The 21,704-nt window shown below is 54.8% G+C and carries 20 protein-coding genes, 2 other RNA genes and 1 riboswitch; of the genes, 6 read left to right on the top strand and 16 right to left on the bottom strand.

Annotated features, from left to right (window positions below):
* Positions 1-7 precede the first annotated feature (7 nt).
* From tolA to hmeg3_RS18085, 5 genes are all read right to left on the bottom strand, one after another.
* On the bottom strand, positions 8-928 hold the full coding sequence (gene tolA / locus hmeg3_RS18105; protein ID WP_094564964.1) for a cell envelope integrity protein TolA: 921 nt from the start codon (positions 926-928) through the stop codon (positions 8-10).
* Between the two features lies 1 nt (position 929).
* Complete coding sequence (locus hmeg3_RS18100) at positions 930-1,358, bottom strand: ExbD/TolR family protein (RefSeq protein ID WP_050479482.1); 429 nt, start codon at positions 1,356-1,358, stop codon at positions 930-932.
* Positions 1,358-2,059, bottom strand: a complete 702-nt coding sequence (tolQ, locus tag hmeg3_RS18095) for a protein TolQ (RefSeq protein WP_094564963.1) — start codon at positions 2,057-2,059, stop codon at positions 1,358-1,360. Before tolQ ends, hmeg3_RS18100 begins: the two co-directional genes overlap by 1 nt.
* 162 nt (positions 2,060-2,221) lie before the next feature.
* Positions 2,222-2,716 carry a tol-pal system-associated acyl-CoA thioesterase gene (gene ybgC, locus hmeg3_RS18090; protein ID WP_232511703.1) on the bottom strand — a complete coding sequence of 165 codons (495 nt, stop codon included), beginning with the start codon at positions 2,714-2,716 and terminating at the stop codon, positions 2,222-2,224.
* Positions 2,717-2,733: 17 nt separating this feature from the next.
* Entirely contained in the window at positions 2,734-3,483 is a 750-nt protein-coding gene (locus tag hmeg3_RS18085) for an SDR family oxidoreductase (protein ID WP_094564962.1), read from the bottom strand.
* 181 nt (positions 3,484-3,664) lie between these two features.
* A riboswitch (ZMP/ZTP riboswitch) is annotated at positions 3,665-3,768 on the top strand.
* Positions 3,769-3,926: 158 nt separating this feature from the next.
* Here hmeg3_RS18085 and glyA point away from each other — a divergent pair.
* The gene (glyA, locus tag hmeg3_RS18080) at positions 3,927-5,174 is read left to right on the top strand and encodes a serine hydroxymethyltransferase (protein ID WP_094564961.1); all 1,248 of its coding nucleotides are present in this window, start codon (positions 3,927-3,929) and stop codon (positions 5,172-5,174) included.
* 148 nt (positions 5,175-5,322) lie between these two features.
* On the top strand, positions 5,323-5,805 hold the full coding sequence (nrdR, locus tag hmeg3_RS18075) for a transcriptional regulator NrdR (protein ID WP_094564960.1): 483 nt from the start codon (positions 5,323-5,325) through the stop codon (positions 5,803-5,805).
* Positions 5,806-6,052: 247 nt separating this feature from the next.
* On the opposite strand, the gene ssrS is transcribed toward nrdR, so the two are convergent.
* The 4 genes from ssrS to hmeg3_RS18055 all read right to left on the bottom strand — a co-directional run bounded on the left by ssrS (position 6,053) and on the right by hmeg3_RS18055 (position 8,073).
* Positions 6,053-6,231, bottom strand: a non-coding RNA gene (gene ssrS, locus hmeg3_RS18070) — 6S RNA.
* 202 nt (positions 6,232-6,433) lie between these two features.
* Positions 6,434-6,745 (bottom strand): cell division protein ZapA, encoded by a 312-nt coding sequence (locus hmeg3_RS18065; protein WP_094564959.1) that lies wholly within the window; start codon positions 6,743-6,745, stop codon positions 6,434-6,436.
* Positions 6,742-6,984: a DUF904 domain-containing protein gene (locus hmeg3_RS18060; RefSeq protein WP_094564958.1), complete on the bottom strand. Its 243-nt coding sequence runs from the start codon at positions 6,982-6,984 to the stop codon at positions 6,742-6,744. The genes hmeg3_RS18065 and hmeg3_RS18060 overlap by 4 nt, the downstream gene beginning before the upstream one ends.
* 171 nt (positions 6,985-7,155) lie before the next feature.
* Entirely contained in the window at positions 7,156-8,073 is a 918-nt protein-coding gene (locus hmeg3_RS18055) for a DNA-3-methyladenine glycosylase (protein WP_232511699.1), read from the bottom strand.
* 219 nt (positions 8,074-8,292) lie between these two features.
* Between hmeg3_RS18055 and hmeg3_RS18050 the strand changes: the two genes are divergently transcribed.
* The 3 genes from hmeg3_RS18050 to hmeg3_RS18040 all read left to right on the top strand — a co-directional run bounded on the left by hmeg3_RS18050 (position 8,293) and on the right by hmeg3_RS18040 (position 11,404).
* The gene (locus hmeg3_RS18050; protein ID WP_094564956.1) at positions 8,293-9,240 is read left to right on the top strand and encodes a lysozyme inhibitor LprI family protein; all 948 of its coding nucleotides are present in this window, start codon (positions 8,293-8,295) and stop codon (positions 9,238-9,240) included.
* A 152-nt stretch (positions 9,241-9,392) separates the two neighbouring features.
* Positions 9,393-9,857: a hypothetical protein gene (locus tag hmeg3_RS18045; RefSeq protein ID WP_094564955.1), complete on the top strand. Its 465-nt coding sequence runs from the start codon at positions 9,393-9,395 to the stop codon at positions 9,855-9,857.
* A gap of 353 nt (positions 9,858-10,210) precedes the next feature.
* Positions 10,211-11,404 (top strand): porin, encoded by a 1,194-nt coding sequence (locus hmeg3_RS18040; protein WP_094564954.1) that lies wholly within the window; start codon positions 10,211-10,213, stop codon positions 11,402-11,404.
* Between the two features lie 278 nt (positions 11,405-11,682).
* On the opposite strand, the gene hmeg3_RS24790 is transcribed toward hmeg3_RS18040, so the two are convergent.
* Positions 11,683-11,820, bottom strand: a complete 138-nt coding sequence (locus hmeg3_RS24790) for a hypothetical protein (protein ID WP_157739302.1) — start codon at positions 11,818-11,820, stop codon at positions 11,683-11,685.
* A 171-nt stretch (positions 11,821-11,991) separates the two neighbouring features.
* Here hmeg3_RS24790 and hmeg3_RS18035 point away from each other — a divergent pair, with 171 nt between their 5' ends.
* The gene (locus tag hmeg3_RS18035; protein ID WP_094564953.1) at positions 11,992-13,581 is read left to right on the top strand and encodes a tetratricopeptide repeat protein; all 1,590 of its coding nucleotides are present in this window, start codon (positions 11,992-11,994) and stop codon (positions 13,579-13,581) included.
* A gap of 361 nt (positions 13,582-13,942) precedes the next feature.
* Here the strand turns inward: hmeg3_RS18035 and ssrA are convergent.
* The 6 genes from ssrA to hmeg3_RS18005 all read right to left on the bottom strand — a co-directional run bounded on the left by ssrA (position 13,943) and on the right by hmeg3_RS18005 (position 21,444).
* Positions 13,943-14,305, bottom strand: a transfer-messenger RNA (tmRNA) gene (gene ssrA / locus hmeg3_RS18030).
* Positions 14,306-14,391: 86 nt separating this feature from the next.
* Complete coding sequence (locus hmeg3_RS18025) at positions 14,392-18,168, bottom strand: DUF748 domain-containing protein (protein ID WP_094564952.1); 3,777 nt, start codon at positions 18,166-18,168, stop codon at positions 14,392-14,394.
* Between the two features lie 137 nt (positions 18,169-18,305).
* Positions 18,306-18,965: an HAD family hydrolase gene (locus hmeg3_RS18020; RefSeq protein WP_094564951.1), complete on the bottom strand. Its 660-nt coding sequence runs from the start codon at positions 18,963-18,965 to the stop codon at positions 18,306-18,308.
* Between the two features lie 83 nt (positions 18,966-19,048).
* Positions 19,049-19,744, bottom strand: a complete 696-nt coding sequence (gene ubiG / locus hmeg3_RS18015; protein ID WP_094566430.1) for a bifunctional 2-polyprenyl-6-hydroxyphenol methylase/3-demethylubiquinol 3-O-methyltransferase UbiG — start codon at positions 19,742-19,744, stop codon at positions 19,049-19,051.
* 111 nt (positions 19,745-19,855) lie between these two features.
* Positions 19,856-20,476 carry an outer membrane protein OmpA gene (gene ompA, locus hmeg3_RS18010; protein ID WP_094564950.1) on the bottom strand — a complete coding sequence of 207 codons (621 nt, stop codon included), beginning with the start codon at positions 20,474-20,476 and terminating at the stop codon, positions 19,856-19,858.
* 281 nt (positions 20,477-20,757) lie between these two features.
* Positions 20,758-21,444, bottom strand: a complete 687-nt coding sequence (locus hmeg3_RS18005) for an OmpA family protein (protein WP_094564949.1) — start codon at positions 21,442-21,444, stop codon at positions 20,758-20,760.
* Between the last annotated feature and the right edge of the window lie 260 nt (positions 21,445-21,704).

Here is a 21,704-nt window from a genome sequence, read left to right as displayed (position 1 = left end):
TCATCGTTTACTGATCTTTCGGTAAATGGGTGAAAGTGAAGCTGTTCGGCACCCGTCCATCCTTGTCTGGAGGGAAAGGTTGTGATTTGTTGATCGCTTGCAGAACTGCTTCGTCAAAGCCCGGAATGCCGGATGTTCTGTTCTTGCGGATACTGCGTACGGTGCCGTCTGGCAGCAGTTCGACAGTGTATTCTACCGCCGGGTTCGCGCTTAACTCACCAGGCACGTCGAAGATGGTGTTGGAACGGATCTTCGCACCCAACTTCCGGCCATAGTCTGCCGCACCGCGCGGGCCTTGCGATTGCGCCGCCGTACCGGTGCCGCCACTGGAGCTGGTAGCCTGACCCATCATGCGTTTCAGGTCATCCTGGCGACGTTGCTCAGCAGCCTTGTTGTCGGCGGCTTGCTGCTTCTGTTTTTTCTCGGCAGCGAGTTTGTCGGCTTCGGCTTTCTTCTTCGCTTCAGCGTCTTCCTTCTGCTTGGCGAGCTTCTTGTCGGCGTCCAGCTTCTCCTGCTTTTCTTTCTTCAGCTGTTCTTCTTTTTCACGCTCGAGCTTGGCTTCCTTTGCCTTCTCTTCGCGATCTTTCTTTTCTGCTTCCTTGCGCTTCTTTTCTTTCTCTTTTTCCAACGCGATATCAGGCTTCACCACCGGAGGTTCTTCGACCTTTGGCGGTGGCGGCGGTTTGACTGGTTCGGGGACCGGTTGTGGCGTCGGTTTCGGTGGTTCCGGTTCCGGCTCGGGTTGCGGCAGAGGAGCGGCTTCCTTGACGTTCGGATCCCAGATTTCCGCTTCGACGGTCAGCGGTGTCTGGCTTTGCCAGCTGATGCCGAACCAGAGAAAAGCCAGCAAGGCCATATGCACCACCACCGCCAGCGCGATGGCGCGCCAGCGGCCCGGTTGTCTTGGTACTTGGTAAGGAGAGCTCATATTACTTCGTTGCCAGTCCCACGCGTGTGATGCCCAGTTTCTTGGCGGACGCAATGGCCTGAATCACTTCGTCGTACTTGATATCTTTGTCGGCGGAAATCATCACCGGCATGTCGGGGCTGTCTGCATGCAAGGCCTGCAGCTTTTGTGCGAGATCGTTGCGGCTGCTTGCTGTTTGCGTCTCACCGCGCTTGGGGCCGTTGACCTTGATGGTGGCTTTGGCGTCGGGCTTCAACGCGATCTCTATGTATTCGTTGGGCGGTACGGTCGACTTGCCGGCGGTCGGCAGGTTGATGACGCTCGGGTCATTCACCGGCGCCGCCACCATGAAGATGATCAGCAGCACCAGCATCACGTCGATGTATGGCACGACGTTGATTTCCGATTTGAACTTGCGGGTGCGTCCCCCGCGCATGGATGAACCTGCCATTAGCGTGCCTGACGTTGCAAGATATTGGAGAATTCTTCGATGAAGCTTTCAAAGCGGATTGCCAGGCGATCGATATCGTGGGAGTAGCGGTTGTAGGCAATCACAGCGGGAATCGCGGCAAAGAGACCGATTGCAGTCGCGATCAGCGCTTCGGCAATGCCAGGGGCAACTGCGGCGAGCGTCGCTTGTTGCACATTGGCAAGGCCGCGGAAGGCATTCATGATGCCCCATACGGTGCCGAACAAACCGACATACGGAGACACCGAGCCGACCGACGCCAGGAAGGCCAGGTGCGATTCCAGCGCATCCATTTCACGCTGGTAGGCTGCGCGCATGGCGCGGCGGGCGCCGTCCAGCAAACCGGTCGAATCGATCGTGGCGCCCTTGCCGACTTGCGCTTTGGCTTTGTTGAATTCGCCCATGCCGGCCTGGAAGATGCGTTCCAGCGCGCCGCCGTGGCCGCCGCCTTTACGGCGGTTGGACAGCGTGTCCTGATACAGCGCAATCAGATTGCCGCCGGACCAGAACGAGCGCTCGAACTCTTCGGTCTGAATGCGCGAACTGCGGATCGTGAACATCTTGCGGAAGATGTAAGTCCAGCTGAAAATCGACGCCGACAACAAGAGCAACATGACAAGTTGCACAATGATGGAGGCATTGGCGATCAGGGTAACGAAGGATAGATCTTGAGTGACATTCATGGGGAATTGAGGGTCGGAGGTTCAGTCAGAGATGGTCAATTGTACGTGCAAATTTTTTCAATCCCGTTGCGGCAGGTGTAAAGAAGCCGCTGCGGTCATGGGTTGCAGGCGTGATGGGCAAGCTTGAATCACAAGCCGTGCAGATGTTCAATAGATGGCGAATTATAAATTTTCCTTGAAGCGCGCCAGCATTTCTTCCGGAATGGCCTGAGGCCGGAAGCTCGCCGCGTTGACGCAGACGATGGTGATGCGGCCGCGCGCCAATAATGTTTGTTCTGTTCCCTGTGGTGTTCCCGTGGTACGCCACGCTTCCTGGACGAAAGCCAGCGAGGCGTTGCGGAACTGTTCGACCACGACGGTCAATTTCAGTTCATCGTCGAGGCGCGCCGGCGAAAAGTAATCCACCGCGGTGCTCTTGACCACGAAGATCAGACCCGAGGATTCGGCCAGTGCTTGTTGGGAATAGCCAAGCGCGCGCAGCCATTCGGTGCGCGCGCGCTCAAAAAACTTGAGATAGTTGGCGTAAAACACGACGCCGCCGGTGTCGGTGTCTTCGTAGTAGACCCGAACCGGCCAGGAGAAAGCGTCGCTGCCATTGTTGCTACTGCTGCCGACGCTGTTGCTGCTGATATTGTTTTTATTGGTTAAATCGGACATCTGGATATTTATTGGATTTATTGGGCGCGTTTGATATTCAGCGGTCCAAAACCTTGGCAAGTTGGCATCAATTCGATGTAGTTGATGTTGACGTGCGCCGGCAGGGTGGCAACCCAGAAAGCGGCTTCGGCGATGTCTTCTGCGGTCAGCGGCGTCGTGCCTTCGTAGACCTTGGCAGCTGCGCTGTCGTTGCCCTTGAAGCGCACGTTGGAAAACTCGGTGCCGCCACACAGGCCGGGCGCCAGATTGGTGGCGCGTACGCCGGTGCCGACCAGATCAGCCCGCAGATTCAGGGTGAACTGATCCACGAATGCCTTGGTGGCGCCATAAACATTGCCGCCCGGATACGGATAAGCGCCTGCAATCGAACCCAGATTGATGATGGTGCCGGTCCCGCGCTTGACCATGTTCGGCAGGATGTGATGGGTGACGGTCACCAGACCCTTGACGTTGGTGTCGATCATGGTTTCCCAGTCTTCCAGCGCGACCTGATGTGCCGGCTCCAGGCCCAGTGCGAGGCCGGCGTTGTTGATCAGTACGTCGATGTCTTGCCATCCTTGCGGCAGACTTGCCAGGGCGGATTTGATGGAAGCCTTGTCGGTGACATCCAGCACCAGCGGCAGCACCTTGTCGCCAAATTCGGCGGCGAGGGCGTCGAGGCGGTCTTTGCGGCGACCTGTTGCGATGACCTTATGACCGTTTTGTACGAACTTGCGCGCCATTTCTGCGCCGAAACCAGCTGTTGCACCTGTAATCAAGACGATCATTGTGTTCTCCGTGTTGGTGTCTGAGCAATGCATTATTTGCATTCATATTGCATCTACAACCCGAAATTGTAGCCCAAAGCGGGCTGCGGCGAGAGGCTGCATGCGATGCAACATTTTCACCCATGGCGGCAGACGCAAATCTTGCTGAATTTTAAGCCTTCACTTACAATGGGCAGACCATTTCGTCTCACGTAACTGGCGAAAAACCGGAACCATGTTCCGGCACAAGATGGGTATCCATCGGGAAGCGTGAGATTTCATTAGCCGTGCGCCTGGGCAGCCCTGAATGGAGAACGTACGACTGAGGCTGCCTGCAATTCCCTTTTATTTTTGGCCCTCATTCGATTTGGAAGTCAGTCAAGTCGGCGTCGCCCATTGTGTTTTTGCTTTGGGCGCGTCGAACTGATATGCCTTCAGGCGCATCCTCATCCATTGGAGAAATCATGTTTGCAAAGAATCACACCATCGCGAATATCGACCCGGAATTGTGGTCGGTCATCCAGAAAGAAAACGTCCGTCAGCAAGACCACATCGAGCTGATCGCTTCCGAGAACTACACTTCGCCGGCAGTCATGGAAGCCCAGGGCACCCAACTGACCAACAAGTACGCTGAAGGCTATCCAGGCAAGCGTTACTACGGCGGTTGCGAATTCGTCGACATGGCCGAGCAGCTGGCCATTGACCGCCTGAAGCAGTTGTTCGGTGCTGAAGCCGCCAATGTGCAGCCGAACTCCGGTTCGCAAGCGAACCAAGGCGTGTTCTTCGCCATGTTGAAACCAGGCGACACCATCATGGGCATGTCGCTGGCTGAAGGCGGTCACCTGACGCACGGCATGGCACTGAACATGTCCGGCAAGTGGTTCAACGTCGTCTCCTACGGCCTGAACGACAAGGAAGAAATCGACTACGAAGCCATGGAAGCACTGGCACGTGAAAAGAAGCCAAAGCTGATCATCGCCGGTGCATCCGCTTACGCACTGCGCATCGACTTCGAACGCTTCGCCAAGATCGCCAAGGAAGTCGGCGCTTATTTCATGGTCGACATGGCGCACTACGCCGGTCTGATCGCTGCAGGCGTGTATCCGAATCCTGTACCGTTTGCCGACTTCGTCACATCGACAACGCACAAGTCGCTGCGCGGTCCGCGCGGTGGCGTGATCCTGATGAAGGCCGAGCACGAAAAGGCCATCAACTCGGCAATCTTCCCGGGCATCCAGGGCGGTCCGCTGATGCACGTCATCGCCGGTAAGGCAGTGGCATTCAAGGAAGCGCTGTCGCCGGAATTCAAGGCGTATCAACAGCAAGTCGTGAAGAACGCCGACGTATTGGCCAAGACGCTGATCAAGCGTGGTCTGCGTATCGTGTCCGGTCGTACTGAGTCGCACGTGATGCTGGTGGATCTGCGTCCGAAGAATCTGACCGGCAAGGAAGCCGAAGCGATCCTGGGTTCGGCCCACATGACCTGCAACAAGAACGGCATTCCTAACGATCCAGAGAAGCCATTTGTGACTTCCGGCATCCGTCTGGGCAGCCCGGCGATGACTACACGCGGGTTCAAGGAAGCGGAAGCGGAAAAGGTTGCTAACCTGATCGCCGACGTGCTGGACAATCCGCATGATGCAGCGACCATCGAGCGCGTGAAGGCTGAAGTCAAGAAGCTGACTGATGCATTCCCGGTCTATGCTGCTTAATCGGGTACCAGTCCAGTCGGTAGCAATTCCGTAAAGTTGTTGTTTCATCCTGCGGCCTTCATCTTCGTCGATATGACAGAGATGAAGGCCGCAGGCGCAGTAAGATGGTCTCCGGTATCAACCCAGCAGTCAGCTTCTACTCGCCTCTATGAAATGTCCCTTCTGCAATCATGACGACACGCCCGTGTTGGATACGCGACTCTCTGAAGAGGGCGACGCGATTCGTCGTCGTCGTCGTTGCGCCAATTGCGACAAGCGGTTCACCACCTACGAGCGCATTGAGTTGACGATGCCCGTCATCGTCAAGAAGAACGGCAGCCGCAGCGAGTTCGATCCTTCCAAGTTGCGCGCCAGTCTGATGCTGGCCCTGCGCAAGCGCCCGGTGTCGGCCGAAGCGGTCGATGCGGCAATTCAGAGCATTCAGGAAAAGTTGTTGTCCAGCGGCGCACGCGAAGTCGTGTCGGGCCAAGTCGGTGAACTGGTGATGCGCGAACTGAAGCGCCTCGACAAAATCGCCTACATTCGTTTTGCCTCGGTCTACAAGAGCTTTGAAGACGTCACCGAATTCCAGGATGCAATCGCCGAAGTGGGACACGAACGTAAAGCTGCGGCCAAGAAGCGCAGCGACTGACAGCAGTCGCTCGTCGTTGCTGTAGTCACCGGTAGTTATCTATCGTCATATGCCATATCCGCGTAGTTGTTCACGCGTCTTCGCAATCTCTCCGCAAACTACATCGCTGTATTGCGCAAGTCGCACGTGCGCTGCACGAGGCCGATGTATGCGTTCTATACTCAGCAATGCCGGGCGTAGCGCCGGATCTCACAAAGTGTTTTTGCATAAAAAAGCGACCGTATTTCTACAGTCGCTTTCTTCTGAAACTAGTCCCGCCTGTGCCGCTATGCTGGCATCCTGAACCAAGCGGTTCAAGTTGGCTGCAGTTAGTTTAATTTCGGGTTCATCGGACTAGCGACGCTCACGCCCACCAAACAAAATCCCACAGCCTGTGCACATAAATGGTTCAAGGAATATAAGCATTCGCGAACACGGCAGGAGACTTAAGTCTACTCTATTCGGGATTCTTGTCAAAGTGTTTGCGTAAAAATATCGGGTATTTGCGCAGAGCGCTGTGACGAGAAATTATTCGTCCACAAGTATTGACATCGACGAACATGAGCCGTTCATGCGCGCAGCGAAACAGGAGTTTCCCGCAGATCAATAATTAAAAACGGCCGGCAAGAAAATGCGCTAAAAAATATGCTTAGAACAAATTTTCTTGCGGTGTCAGGGCTTCATCCAAAACAGTATGCATGGCGGCGATGCTTTGCTTCCATTCTGCAACCGTCATGCCGGCAAAAGGGCCGTCGCCGGGTTGTGTCGACAGAAGTTCTGCGGCGATACCGAGCGCAGCCATGACGGCGATACGATCGTTGCCTTTGATCTTGCCGGAGTCGCGGATGACGCACATCTTTTCATCGAGATAAGCGACGGCTTGTTGCAGCGTTGCTTCTTCACCTTCTTTGCATGCGAGCGTGTAAGAGTGGCCCATGATTGTCACGTTGAGTTGAATCATGCTGTCTCCTCTTCATTGATAGCCGGCGTTGTCGGTGTTGCAGCGATTGCAACCGGCAATTTTTCCAGCAGTGCTTCGATACGCTGATGGGCTTCTTCCATGCGTCGCGACAATTCCACCTTCTCGGTGGTCAGGGCGGAGACGTTAAGACGCAGTTCGGCGTTTTCGCGGCGCAATGACTGAGTCAGAGCGGCAAGTTGCGCAACTTTCTCGGAGAGTTGGTGAAATTCGGAGCTCATGGCCTAAGGTGTAGTGCAAAAGATGAGCGCCATTATATTCTCTTGGCGGCGTCGGGCGCGACAAATAGCGCAACGGTTGCAGACGGTTACAGAATCTATCCCGTTTTTACCGCGAAGAGCAGGGATTTTGCCGTGCAGAGTGAGCGAGGCGGCGGGTTTGTTGTCATAGCGTCAACCGCCTCGATTGTTCCTTGTCCGGTCAGCAATTTCGTTCCACAGATGCATTGCCACATAAGCACGCCATGGTCGCCATGCTTCAGCGCGAGCACGTTGGTGAGCAAGTTTGAGCAAAGCCGGATCGCGACCCGTCATCGCTTGCATGAGTACCAGGTCCGACGCCGGCCATGCATCGGCATCGCGCCACGCGCGCATGGCGACGTACTCGACGGTCCATGGGCCGATACCGGGCAAAGCCAACAAGGTCTTGCGCCGATCGGCAAGATCAACCTCAGGCGCGTCGACGGGCACGTCGCCGATCGCCACGGCATGTGCAAAGCCTTGCAGCGCGGCGACGCGTTTTCCCGGCATGCCGATGGCAGTAAGATCTGCCGCGGCCAAGGCATCCGGGGCGGGGAAGCGCCATGAGGTTGCTTCGTGCGCATGATGTTCGATACGTTCGCCTGCACGTTCCACCAGTCGTCCTACGATGGTGGTTGCGGCTTTCACGCTGACCTGCTGGCCGACAATGGTACGCACGATCAATTCAAATGCAGACCAGGCACCGGGTACGCGCAAGCCGGGAGCTGTCTTCAGCAACGGCGCTAACCAAGGATCTGCGGCGAGATGGCGGCGAATCGATTTCGGATCTGCATCCAGCCCGAACATGCGGCTTAACGGCCCAATCAGCTCGTCCGCGTGGCGGCTGACTTTACCCTCCAGCAGGACGATCAGAGCGTTATCTTCCGCATGCCGTGAGACCGCCAGCGTGCCCGCATCGCCATGCCATTCGATGGCGCGCAGATAGACACCGTTTTCCACTGCTTCCACACCAGCCGTTGAGCGCCCGCCAAAAAAACGCAGCAGCCGCTCCCACTCAAATGGCGGCTTGAAAGGCAATTCTCGTATAGCGCTTTGCTTTTCTGAAGGCATGTCCGAATCCGGCATGGTGGATGTTAAGTGATCTGCGTCGCGGTAAATTCAGCAGATCAGTAAAGGAATGGCAGCAATTTGCAACGGCTTGTAACGGACGTAAATGTTACCCGGTATTTGTAAAGATTTCGGCGGGAAAGCCTGCTTCATTTCGATTTTGCCGCCCGTGCGTCGATGCGATCCTTCGGCTTCCCCCATCTCAGACACGCACACGAGATCATGAGCCAGATTCAACGCCTCTTCGCATCGGCCCTTGCGCCGCTTTCACCGGACGGTACCCGTCATCGCATTGTCTTCAGCGCGTCAGATTGGAAGCGACGATTGCTGCTGGCGACGCTGCTGAGTGGTGTTGTCACTTCCGCGTTCGGCGCCAGTTTCAATTGCAGCAAGGCCGGATCTGCTACGGAGAAGATCATTTGCGGCGATGCCGAGTTATCCCGCCTCGACGATCAACTGGGAAAAACGTACAAGCAAGCAAAGGCGAAAGCCGCGGACCGTCGTGAGTTTGCCGCGCGTTCAGATGGCTTTTGGCGGTGGCGCGAGAAGAACTGCCAGACGCGCGAGTGTCTGCTCGACTGGTATCGGCAGCGTCAGATTGCGCTGGATGCTGAGTTGTCGGGAATATCGGTGGCATCAGTAGCAACAACGGTGTTGCAGTCTTTGCCTGCGTCTGTATCTGGTCAGCTTGCAAGTCAGCCTGTAAATGAGCTTGCAAATAAGCCGTCGCAGGTGGTGACGCCAGAGCAAATTCAGACGGCGCTGGCACAAGTGCAGAAGCTGATTGCAGAGCCAACTCATGGCAATCATCTGTTCCTTGTTTCTGCTGCGCCTCAGTCTGTCCCGGCGGTACCGTTACAGCCGCATTACCTCAGCGTGGCAGATGGCGAATATGTCTACGAAGATTTAAACGAAGCGACGGCACTCGATGCCCGACCACAGGTCATGGTTCGCTATCGCGGCAAGGTGCATGGCGAGTACACCCTGGAAGTGCAGAAAAAAGCGGGACGGGTACGCTATACCTGTGATAGCGACTGTGCTTACATCAAACAGCTGATGTTGCCGGGGTATGGTTTGCATGATCTGGATGTGGTGAAGAATGATCATGGCTCCCTGGCGTCAATCATGATGAGAGATGCGATGAATGGGTTGCTGGTGGAGAGTGAGTGATCGGGAGGATTGGATTAGCGTCGATTTCGTTGATGGTGTAGCCGGCGGGAATCGAACTCGCGATCAATACCCATGTGGCAAGTGTTTGTGGTCGAAGGTTGGCAGAAGACAGGCTTTATTGCCCGGCGCACAGAATGTCTAGGTAAAACAATATGCAAATCAACGGCGCAATTTCTTCACTCTACGAGTCTTCCCTCGGCTGCGCTGTTGCCAGAAACAGATCCTGCAAAGCCGACGCGGACGACGGTAGTGCGGGCACCTTGTCCCGCGACCTCAATACAGTCGACATCATCCCGGAGGCCCTGCGCCTTGCCTCCAGCGAAACCGATCATGTGGCCGAGTTTGGAGGCGCGAATGAAGCCCCTAAAGATAACCAAGACCATCATGAAAAACCTTTCATCTCCAAATCGTTTTTCTATGGCGTGGTCGGGCTCGAGCGAGCGGAAGAAATCCAGAATCGGAAAACCAACGGTTACGATCTCGGCCGCTGGTTGGCGGCCGGCGTAACGATCGGCACAATCATTTCAGTGCTTGTCTGCAGGGCCGACAAGATGGTTTCTCGACGAGACGGCGTATTCCTAGTACTTATTTTCATTGATGTTCCGATTGGTTCGTAGTGAGCGATTTCTGAGAGGTAGCATCCAATATTGCAGCTTGGACTTACTGCAAAATCCAATCCGTCCCGGCACGTTATTTTTTGTAAAGATGTCGGTGCCTGCGACAGAAAGAGTCGACCGCTCTACGCATGCGCCTCAGACGCAATCTGCTCGGCGGGAAGGCAATACAAATTGCCGCAGAGGGGGAGTTTTGTATGATAAAAAAATACAACAAATGTCATTTCATTTTTTTATCTCGTCTAAAAAATCACTTCTAGAAACAAAGGGGATGTCACGCACAAGCAGAAGCTTTACTGTCTGTGCATCCGACTGAAGTACGGATCCTCAAGACTATTTTTATAGAAGGATATCAAATGAAAAAATCTCTGCTGGCACTCGCCATTCTGGGCGCATTCGCAGGTGCTGCTCAAGCACAAAGTTCTGTGACTATCTACGGTATTGTTGACACCGGCGTCGTCTACCAAAGCAAGGTGTCTACCGGCACCGGTACCACTGGCAGCAAGTTCGGTCTGAATTCGGGTGTCGTGCAAGGTTCCCGTATCGGCTTCAAGGGCGTTGAAGATCTGGGCGGTGGCTTGTCCGCCGTGTTCAACCTGGAAGCAGGCTTCTCTAACGATACCGGCGCTCTGCAAGGCTCCGACGCATCGACTTCGTCTAACCTGTTCCGTCGCAAATCGGTTGTTGGTCTGGCCGGCGGCTTCGGTAGCGTTCTGGTCGGCCGTCAAACCGACTTCGCCGACACTATTTCCGCATATACTTCCGTCAACGATTTCGGCGGCTGGACCGGTAACGTGGGCCACAACCTGGATCGCCTGGAAGGCACCCGCACCAACAACTCGATTTCCTACACCACCAACAACCTGGGCGGCTTGACCGGTAACGTCATCTATGGTTTTGGCGAGACCGCCGGCAGTGCCGCCTCTGGTCAATCCTTCGGCGCAGGCCTGAAGTACGATAACGGCCCCCTCGGCCTGGGCCTGAATTACTACCAGTCCAAGGCTAACGGCACAACGAGTTACTCGTCTGACACCAGCCTGATTCCGTCGTCGAGTACTACCGCCTCTGTTAACACCTTGGCTTCCAACGCAGGAAAAACGGCATACAAGGGATTCAATCTGGTAGCGTCGTACCAGTTTGGCCCTGCTCGCGTGTACGGCAACTGGTCGCGCGTCAAGCAAGACCTGAACACGCAGAGCAATCTGACGGCAATCAGTGTCGGCTCGCTGTCCACCCTGACCAACCGTACTCTGGCGCGAGCGAAGCAGGCCGACGTGTTCGAACTGGGTACAGCCTATTCCCTGAGCCCATCACTAAAACTGTTGGCCGCAGTGGACCGCACCAACGCACAATTTGATGGCGTATCGGACAAGGGTAAGTTGACCCAGTTCAGCCTCGGCACCGACTACTGGTTGTCGAAACGTACCGACCTATATGCCTTCCTGGGATACACCAAGGCAACCAACATGGTCAACACCGGCGTGTCTGACAGCACTGGGGTTGATGGCAACCAAGGCTCTGTGTCTGTCGGTATCCGCCACAAGTTCTGATGCATCGGTCGTCATTCGCACGACAGTAGCAAGGACATAAAAAGAGGGCACTGCATGATTTCATGCAGTGCCCTTTTTATTTTTTGTTCGCAGGAATGAAGTGCCACGATCCACGATGTGCATCATAAAAAATGACGCATTTTCAGTAGATCAACGCACGCCAATTTCGCGTCGATGATGTGGCGTTCTTTACGGAATACGCTGATTTATTGATGCTTCTTTTCATGGATGAACATGGACTGTGGCCTTGTAGTGGTGCTGTCCTTAACACTCCTCAGTCATTGGTAATAATCCATTTCGTCGGCCATCGCCGAGGTCTGTCGCTGCCAGAATATTGAACCATCGACACTGGCGATTGTTGACGATTCCGGCAGTACAGCAGCGAACACGCTGCTTGATCCGATTTCATATTCCATCGAGTTTCACGGTGCTCAGATTGACGCAATGATTTGCGTCGACAGGGATTTTCTTTCTTTTATTTTTGCGAATTCGACCGTCGTTACGGCGACTTTCAGTTGGAAGGATTTTATGCCCCATTACTCCGACTTGCACCTCTGCTGTGCGCGCACAGGAAATAGGTAACCGCGATGGCAACACGGGAAGAATTAGCCATTATCAAGGCTGCACGAGCAGGGGAATCCAGTGCTCAATTGGTATTGGGACGCCGATATCTGTATGGCGGAACTGGTCTGCCCAGGAGCAATGGCACCGCATTCTATTGGTTAGAGCGGGCCGCACAACAGGGAGTGGATGACGCCTGGATGATGATAGGAACGAATATCTCCTACGAGCAAGCGAAGGGCGTGTCTTCTCCCCGTGACGCTGCGGTATGGTACGAAAAAGCATTCGAAGCAGGTATTGTGCATGCCGGACTCACGTTTGCCCGCCTGGTTTTGGAACATGCGGAACAATTCGACAGCGACAGCCACGCAAGAGCAATCGACGTATTGTCTTTGCTGGCCGGCAAAGATGACCATCAGGCGCAGTGGTTACTTGCACAGCAGATGCGTAGTCAGGGTGGAGGAAATGACGGCGATGCTGGTGGTGCCAATAAAAACTTGAAGGCCGGGTTGCGGGAAGATGCCCTCAAACTTGAGGACCGACTGATCGAGGACGCCGCGCGCGCAGGTATTGAACCAGCACAATATGCCTTGCTGGATAAGGCCTGGAAAAAATCTGACTACGAAAAATTTTTCCTAGGGGCCGTTGCGTTGGTCGAGAAACTGTTTGAGCGCAATGCCGCCGCAGTAGTGCAAATGGAAAAGGATGTGGAGGTCACCAGCGGCGTATTCCTGTCATCCGAGGAATCGACTCTGCTGCTACGAGTTGCGCAATGGCGCCTGCAGGCGAAGACGCCGGATCTCGCCGAGATAGGGCGCCTTCTGGAGTTGGCTGCCCTGTCCGGAAACGTCGAGGCCCAGCTTGAAATCGGTCTTCTGGAAGCAAAAATGGATCGTCATGGCGACAGGGTGTTCATGGAGCATGGCTTAGCAAACTTCAAGAAGGCTCTCAACTGGCTCACCGTCGCCGGCGAAGGCGGTTCGGCTTTGGCATGGCATGCGCTGGCCAGAATTCATTCGCGCTCGATCTATTCGCAGCGCAATCTGAATGTCGCTTTGCAATACCTGGAGAAAGCCGCCGGCATGGGCCTGCTGGAGGCACAATATGAGTTTGCGCAGATCCTATGGAGAAACCGCCGTGACGACCGACTCAATGATGTCAGGGCGCTTTACTGGTGGAAAAAAGCGGCGGAGCAAGGTGACGAGAACGCCAAGGCTGCCCTTGAGGATTTTTTAGTTGAGTCGAGCCCCCATAACTGGGCAACGCAGGCAATGGCTCACTTAAGCGATAAATTGAAGAACGCGAATCCATTTCTGAGCGCGCGGATTAAATTGGCCGCAACGTTTGGCTTGAGCAAACCGGAAGCATTGCTGATCGATATCAAAAAAGCCGACTATGGCCATTGTCTGGTCGTTGATATTTGTGACTCCTACGCAAGAAGCAAGCGACGCCTGGTATCTATCGAAACCGAGTCGCAACGATCCACCTTGAACCGCATCAGCCGACTGTTCAGCGACGTCGACTGCAGTTTTAGCGGCCTTGAAGGAAATTATCGGCAGCGCAAATATCGCCTGAAAACAGCATTTCAAGAAATCGGCCACCTATCGTCTGCGTGAGCTTGGTAGAGGCTGAATTCGAGGCGCTACACCCCTAAGGGCTTCTTCGTTTCTCTATCACAGTCGAATCCGACAGAGCATCTGCGCAGTCCTGGTCAACGTGAATGTATTGACGTCGACATTCAAGCCGTCGCAATGGTTGACGCGCAACGACGTCACGCGCTTGGGGGGGCTGACATTGGGCAACTGCCATGGTGAAGACCGCCGCAGTGCAACGTGCCGACTCCGTGCTGAATACGCGCTAAGCCAGAGACAATTAAATACAACGAAAGACCATCGCCTAAAGCAAAAAAGACCACGTAAAAACATTTGGCATCAATGTTTTACGTGGTCTTCGATGGTCTTTCGTACTACCGTGTTTTGGTGGAGCCGGCGGGAATCGAACCCGCGTCCGCAAGCACTCTACAGACAGTTCTACATACTTAGCGCTGCCATTTGATTTAACCCGAACGACGCGGACGCGCACGCTGCGTTAAGGCGAGTCACCTTAGATTTAGCCTCGAACCAAGTGACCCGATTCAAAGCGATTCCTTGTAAATGACTCTACTGCTGTTTTACCAGCCTACCCCAAGGAAGAAGTAGTGTAGAGCAAGCGGGTATTAAGCCGCTTGTGCGTACGAGTTATCGTTTGCAGTTATATCTTGTCTGATTGTATTTACGAGGTAGTCAGGCCTCGGTATGCCCTGCGCTGCTTTGCAACCCACGTCGAAACCAAGTCGGCCCCATGCAGATCTGCATTATAACTCAGTATGGGGGCGGCTCGCCGGGTTATCAAGAGTCCCGCCCCTATTCAACTGCTTCCATGCCGTCTTACTGCTGCAAAGTCAGCTCGACGCGGCTGGTCTTGCCCTTGTCCTTGATGCCGTCGGCGTTGAGCTTCGGGGCAATCAGGAAGATCCGGTCGGCTGAGATGATGCTTTGATCCTGCAGGTAGTTGCGAATCAGGTCGGCGCGGCGCTGTGCGAGATTGCGCAAGTCGTCTTCAGTGATCGTGGTGTTGTCGACGATCAACTTTTGCATTTCTTCCGGTGGCAACGATTTGGTCAGGCCGACGACGTTGCGCGGCTTCTTGAACTTTTCGTCCTTGTAGACCTTTTCCATATACTTGGTGCGCTCCGCTTCATTGATCTGCAGATCTTTGCCGGAGGGCTGGCCTTCTTTTTCAATGATGTCCTTGCGCTTGAACGCACGCATCTTGCGGTTCAGAAGTTCCTGGCGCAGGCCCATATCGTCGACGGCTGGATCGGCCCTGCCCATGACATCGATCTTCAGTGCCGGACGTTGATGCAGGGCGTAGCCGAGGGTGTCGAGTTTCTTTCGGATGTCGTCAGTCAGTTCCGATGAGCCGGGTTCAAATTCGATGTAGCTCAGTTCGCCGGCGTCGCTGTCACCGCCGAACATCGAGCTGATCAAGGCAAACGGGGAGGTAACGGCCTTGACGATCAGATTGACGAACACACGCATGATAATGCCGCCGATCGAGAACTGCGGATCGGACAGAGAGCCGGAAATCGGCAGGTTGAGATTGATTGTGCCGTTGCGATCCTTGAGCAGCGATACGGCAAGCATGACTGGCAGTTTGGTGACGTTGGGGCCGTCAACGTGATCGCCAAAGGTCAGTTGCTCGATGCGTACGTCGTTTTGCGCGACCAGCTTGTCGTTTTCAATTTTGTATTGCACATCCATCGACAGCTTGCCCTTGGTGATTGGGTAGCCGGCGTACTTGGCTGAATATGGTGTCAGGCGCGGCAGCTGTACGCCGTTGGCGCTGGCTTTGACATCGAGGAACATCGGTTTGAACAAGGGGTTGAGCGAGCCGGAGATCTGCAGCGGCGCATCGTTGTCGATCTTGCCGCGCAGGTCGATGGTGGCTGGCTCGGGCTTGTCGGAGGCGATGCTGCCGATGGTGCCGCCCATACCGGTCATGTTGGCGGTGTAGTTGGGCTTGACGAAGTTGTCGGTGAAGTTGACGTTGCCGCCTTGCAGAACCGTCTGACCGATGCGGATAACCGGTGCATTCGGATCCGGTGCTGCAGGTGTGACCGGGGCTGTCGAGGTGGTGGTTTTTGCGACCGTGGTGGACGGCTTGCCGTCGCTGCTCGCCGGTGTCGTGACGGAGCTTGGTGGCTGGTCTTTGGAGACGACGATGTCTTGCAGATTCAGCTTGCCCTGATCGGACAAGATGGCGCGTGCGTAGAAATCGGAGAGAGCGATTTTCTCCAGAGAGACGACCGGTTTGCCACCGACTTTGGCGTTGATGCCTTGCAGGTTTAATGTTCTCCAGCGAAGGAAGTCGCTGGAAGTCAGCTTGTCGAGTACGCGGAAGTTGTTCAGGCTTGCCGAGCCGTTATATTGCAGCGCCAGCGTTTGCTTATTGAGCGGCGGCGTCAGCGCGAGCTTGCCTTTGGTGCTCAGCGTACCGCTGGTGAGGGTGACATTCAGATAGTCGGTGAAGTAAGTCTGAAATGGTGCGATCGGAAGATTTTGCGCGTCCAGCGCGAGATCGACCGTCTTCAACTGTGGCGCCGCTTGCCCAGTGACATTGAGTTTGCCGTTCTTGTTGACTTGGGTTTGCAGTGAGATCTTCATGGTCTGATCCAGCAGGCTGGAGAGATTGTCGATCTTCAGGTTGATGCCTTCGGCCCGCAGTTTTTGCGTTGGCGTGGTGGCGCTGTCTTCGTAGGCGATGGCGCTGTCGGTGATCGCAAGGCTGCGCAACTTTGCTTGCCAGGCTGTGGTGGTCGAACCGGCGGCGGGCGTGGTCTTTGTGGCGGACTGAGCTTTGGTGGGTGTGTCTGCGGTGTTAGCCGTCTTGCTGGACGTGGTGGAATTGGTGGAGGTGGCGAGCAAGTCTTGCAGATTCAATACACCTTTGGCGTCGCGTCGGAGGTCGCCGTTCAGGCCGGCAATGCGGAATGCATCCGCTTCTGCTTTGCGCGCCTGCAGATCGATTGATGCGTTGTCCAGTGCGATGCTCTTGGCGCCGATGACGGCGGTGGCAGATTTAGCTTTTGGGGCGAGCTTCAGGTCACTTACCTCAATACCGAGTTTGCCAAGCTTGACCATGCTGCCGGCAATTTGCACGTCGGTTTGGCCGGAGACTTTGCCGCTGAGCGCGCCATTGAGGGAGCGGTTCAGATAATTCTGGTAGCCGCTCAACTGTACGGCTTTCAGCGTTGCGTTACCGTTGACGTTGCCTTTGAGGGCCGCAACTTCGCCGTTGAAGCCGATTTCACCATGGCCGTTTTCAGTCAGCGACAAGACGATCTTGGCGGGTTTGGCATCAGCGACGGTGGAGATTTCTTCAGCGTCGATGGTGATTTTTTCCAGCTGGACAATCTGGCGTGGCGAGGCGTTGGCGTCGTCCGTCCATTTGACGCTGCCGTTTCGCACGATCAATTTACGAACGGTGATGGCTGGTGCGGTTGCTGCGGGTTTGGTGTCTGTCGTCGCAGGTGCCGGGGTAGCAGGAGGTGTGGCTATTGCTGTAGCAGCTGCAACTGGCTTGATGCCGTCCGGGATTGCCGATTTCTTTTTCGCGGCAGGCTTGGCGTTGTTTTTGCCGATGCGGGTCCAGTTGATTTCACCTTTGCTGTTCATCTCTGCCCATATTTCGGGCTTGTCGATGGTGACCTGATCAATGACACCGCTGAGTTTGACCAGATCGAGCTTGTTGATTTTTGCCGCGATAGAACCTGCTTTCAGCAATTGCGCCGCATTTTTTTCCTGCACCGAGATATCTGCCAGCGTTATGTCGCCGTCGAGTGCGATTTGCGGTTTGTCTTTGTCGCGGCTGAAGGTCAGGTCAAGCTGTGTGGTGAGTTTGGCGCTCTCCAGTTTAATCGGCAGATCAACCGGGACGAATGGTATATAGCTCGCCAGGTCCAGCTTGTCGATGTCGATGGCCAGCGTGGTGTCGAGCGAGCTGGCGAACGGTTTGCTGCGGCCTTTAAGCGAAAATGGCGTGCCGTTGACGGTCATCGACAGGATCGGTTGGACGAAGGTGTCCACATTGCGTGGCAAGTTCGATACGAAGGGGACACCGATGTTAAGTGTGCGGATGTCGATGGTCTTGCCCGTGACTTTGTCGTCGAACAGAATGGCGCCATTCTGCAGTTGCAGGTTGGCCAGCGAGAAGAAGGTTTCTCCTTCGCTTTTTGGCATGGCGAGAATGCGGTCGATGATGTCGGAGAAGTTATAGCGGCCGATGCCTTCGTCGCTCAGGCGGACGATATGGACCTTGGGATCGACCATTTTGACTTCATCGAGGATGGCAGCCAGCCGCGGCAGGGAAGTGGCGGAGGCATTGACCACCAGTTCTTTGGCGCTGAATGCAGCGGTTTTCTGATCAGGCTCATAGAGCGTGACATCCTGTACGCGCAGGGCAAGGATGAAGGGGTTGAAGCTGACTTCACCAATGTCGAGTTTGCGTCCGATTTTTGCCTGAGTCTGTTCGGCGGCAATTTTCTTGACCAGCGATGGCAGTGCCAGCCAGCTGATTAATGCGAGCAGCAGCAGAACGGTGATGATGTATGCGGACCAGCGCAGTGTGCGCAGTTGCCAGGCAGGACGGGGATGATTCGCCATGATCGTTTCCTCGTGAAGAAGTGCACTTGCGGCAAGCAAGCGCCTTCAATATATTTTGATGTGGCCGTAAGTCGGATGGAAGCGATCTTCCGGCTGCGCTGCAATTGCAATAAATGCGACGAATAAGACTATGACGATTATGACTTGATCAGGTCAAGCAAGTGCAGCGGGTCATGTAACAGTGCATCGGCTTCCCAGGATGCAGGTTCGGCGTGGCCGCAATAACCCCAGGCTGCTGCCACGGTTTGCATGCCGGCGGCACGCCCGGCCTGGATGTCGCGCAGGTCGTCGCCAACGTACCAGCAATCTTCTGCAGGCAGTTGCAGGCGGCTCGCGGCTTCCAGCAGCGGTGCGGGGTGTGGCTTGGTATGCGGCGTTGTGTCGCCGGAGACGATGCAGCCGGCGTGACCCAGACCGATTTGCGGCACCAGCGGATCGGTGAAGCGAGAGGCCTTGTTGGTAACTATGCCCCAGGCCAGCCCTTGTGCTTCCAGTTGCTTCAGCAGATCGAGGATGCCGTCGAACAGTTTGCTTTTGACGACCAGGTTTGCTTCGTAACGGTTCAGAAAGCTGACGCGCAATTCTTCATACGCTGCGTCGTCGGGCTTGATACCAAAGGCGGCGCCGATGAGACCGCGCGCGCCTGCTGATGCGACGGGACGCAGCAATTCATAAGGTGTTGGTTCTAGGCCGCGATCCGCGCGCAATGCATTGACGGCTTCGGCAAGGTCCGGAGCGGTATCGGCGAGTGTGCCGTCGAGGTCGAACAGGATTGCGCGTGGCTTCTTCAGAGACATTGTGGATGAGTGTTGTTGTTGTGGGGACGTGGCCCGGTTGATCGTGGCCACGTATCTGCCAGCGGCTGGGGCAGCCAGAGCGACTATAGCGGCTTGCGGCAAGCCACCATGTAGTTGACGCTGGTATCCTGATTGATCGAATACAGTTTGGTCAGAGGATTGTAGGAGAGTCCTTTGACGCCGTCGAGTTCCAGATCTGCTTCGCGGATGAAGCGTGCCAGTTCGGCTGGCGTAATGAACTTGGCGTAATCGTGCGTGCCCTTTGGCAGCATGCGCAGTAGATACTCGGCACCCAGAATGGCGAATAAATACGCCTTCGGATTGCGGTTCAATGTGGAGAAGAACACATGACCGCCCGGTTTGGCGAGGGCGGCGCAGGCCCGTACGATGGAGGCCGGATCGGGAACGTGCTCCAGCATTTCCATACAAGTCACGACATCGAATTGTCCGGTTTCGCGTGCAGCGAGATCTTCTGCGGCAATTTTTTCGTAGCGAACTTGCACACCGGATTCCATGCCGTGCAGGTCGGCAACTTTCAGCGCTTTTTCGGAGAGGTCGATGCCGGTAACTTTAGCGCCTTTGCGCGCCATGGATTCGGCGAGGATACCGCCGCCGCAGCCGATATCGACCACATTCTTGCCGGACAGTGCCGCTCGGGCATTGATCCATTCAAGGCGAAGAGGGTTGATTTCGTGCAAGGGACGAAATTCGGATGTGGGATCCCACCAACGATGGGCGAGATCGCTAAATTTTTGCAGTTCTAGAGGATCGGCATTCATAGGATGAATGATAGCCGAAGCAATCGGCTTGCTGTCCGAGACAAAACAAATTTCCATAAAAAAACCCCGCCGAAGCGGGGTTTTTTTCGATTGAAAATCGCGTGCTGGTAATTACTTGTTACGTGTACCAACAACTTCGATTTCAACGCGGCGGTTCTTGGCGCGGCCAGCTGCAGTCTTATTGTCTGCGACTGGTTGCGATTTGCCCTTACCTTCAGTGTAGACGCGGTTAGCTTCAACACCCTTGGAAACCAGGTATGCCTTGACCGATTCAGCGCGGCGAACCGACAGTTTTTGGTTGTAAGCAACCGAACCGACGGAGTCAGTGTGACCAACAGCGATGATGACTTCCAGGTTCAGACCGTTCAGGTTAGTAACCAGTTCGTCCAGCTTAGCCTTACCGGCTGGCTTCAGGACTGCCTTGTCGAAGTCAAAGAATGCATCAGCAGCGTAGGTAACTTTTTCCGATGTTGGTGCAGCAGCAGGAGCAGCGGCTGGAGCAGCAGCAGCAGGAGCAGCAGCAGCAACTGGAGCAGGCGCTTCTTCGCAAGGGCCGTTAACAAATGCAGTTTGCCAGCACAGACCGTAGCCGCTGCGGGTTACAACGTCACGACCATCTTGCAAGTACAGGCTGTTTGGACGGACCTTGATGTCCTTGATTTCCTGTGCAGTCGCAGACAGAGCGATGGCTGCGGACGCAGCAGCGAAGACGAGTTTTGCTAATTTGTTCATGTTTCTCCTCTCGGGTGAGATATCCGCAGATAAACTGCGCTACAAAATTACGACATCAAAAAAACGAATAATATCATGTGTTCAGGTCGTCACACGTCCCTTTGCAGGGGCCATGCAATGAACTTAGCCGCCATTCTGCCACAGGCTGGTGCAATCGGCGAACGTTGCCAAATAGTCCAATCAACGTTTTTAATACTCTGTTGTTTTTTGGTAACAAGACGTTTGCCTCTATGAACACCTTACATGAGTTGCCAAAAAAGCTAATTTTTGCCTAAAAAACCTTATTTTTCATGCCCTTGCACAGAAATAACCACACGCCGGTCAGGTGATAGGCAGCTTGTTAATTTCTTGTTTGCAAGTTTTTCGGAGCAGTGGCTGATGGGCTCATTGTTGCCTGCACCGACGATTTCTATCGGAGCGGAAATATTTTTGCTCTTCAGAAAGTCCGAAACTGCCTCTGCTCGTTTGAGTGAGATTTCCTGAATATGTTTCTGAGAGCCAATCCGATCGGCATGGCCGGTTACTTTGATGCTGGCAATCTGATCGCAGGTTTTCAGTCTTTCCACGACTTCCTTATTGAGAATGCGGCTGGCTGCGCTGTTTAAATCGGTCATGCCAAAGCCGAAAGTCTGATCACCGGAGAGTGTGACGGCAAAATTGCAATTTTCCGGATTGGCCGAGGCATGCTGTTCCGTAGGGGTGAGGGCGGCAGGATTACTGACCAACGCCGGTGCGATGGGGTTGGCGATCGGTGGCGTCAAATCACCATCGCAGCCAGTGACGGAATTGGAGGGCGTCCAGTAGCCCGTGCGCCAGCAGAGTCCATATTGACTGCGTGCAATATTGCCTTGATTGTCCTGATTGTAGGCAGTCGATGCGGCAGTGGCGGCGATGTTGGCGGGGCTTTGTGCGCTGGCTGTCGAGGCGAAAGCGGATAGTAGTAACCCGGCGATAAATTTATAAGACATATTAGTTAGTATGTTGAGGCGGGGCGCGAATTACTTTGGGAACTGCACCAAGGAGGCGATCTAAGCGCCAATTTTGCTTTGCGGAAAAATACCTGTTTGCATTAAATAGCAATTTTTCTAAAGAAGGCTCGCATTTTAATCATAATCGTCGCCTTGTCTGCAATTGTTTATGCCGGGCGCTGCATATTGCCGCAGAGCTAAAACCGGTGGCACTAAGGCTCGGCGTGCTAGAATGCTTGGTTTAAAGTCGCTACCCGCTA

The sequence above is a fragment of the Herbaspirillum sp. meg3 genome (genome assembly GCF_002257565.1).
Taxonomy (GTDB): domain Bacteria; phylum Pseudomonadota; class Gammaproteobacteria; order Burkholderiales; family Burkholderiaceae_D; genus Herbaspirillum.
This window is presented reverse-complemented; position numbering and strand designations above follow the sequence as displayed.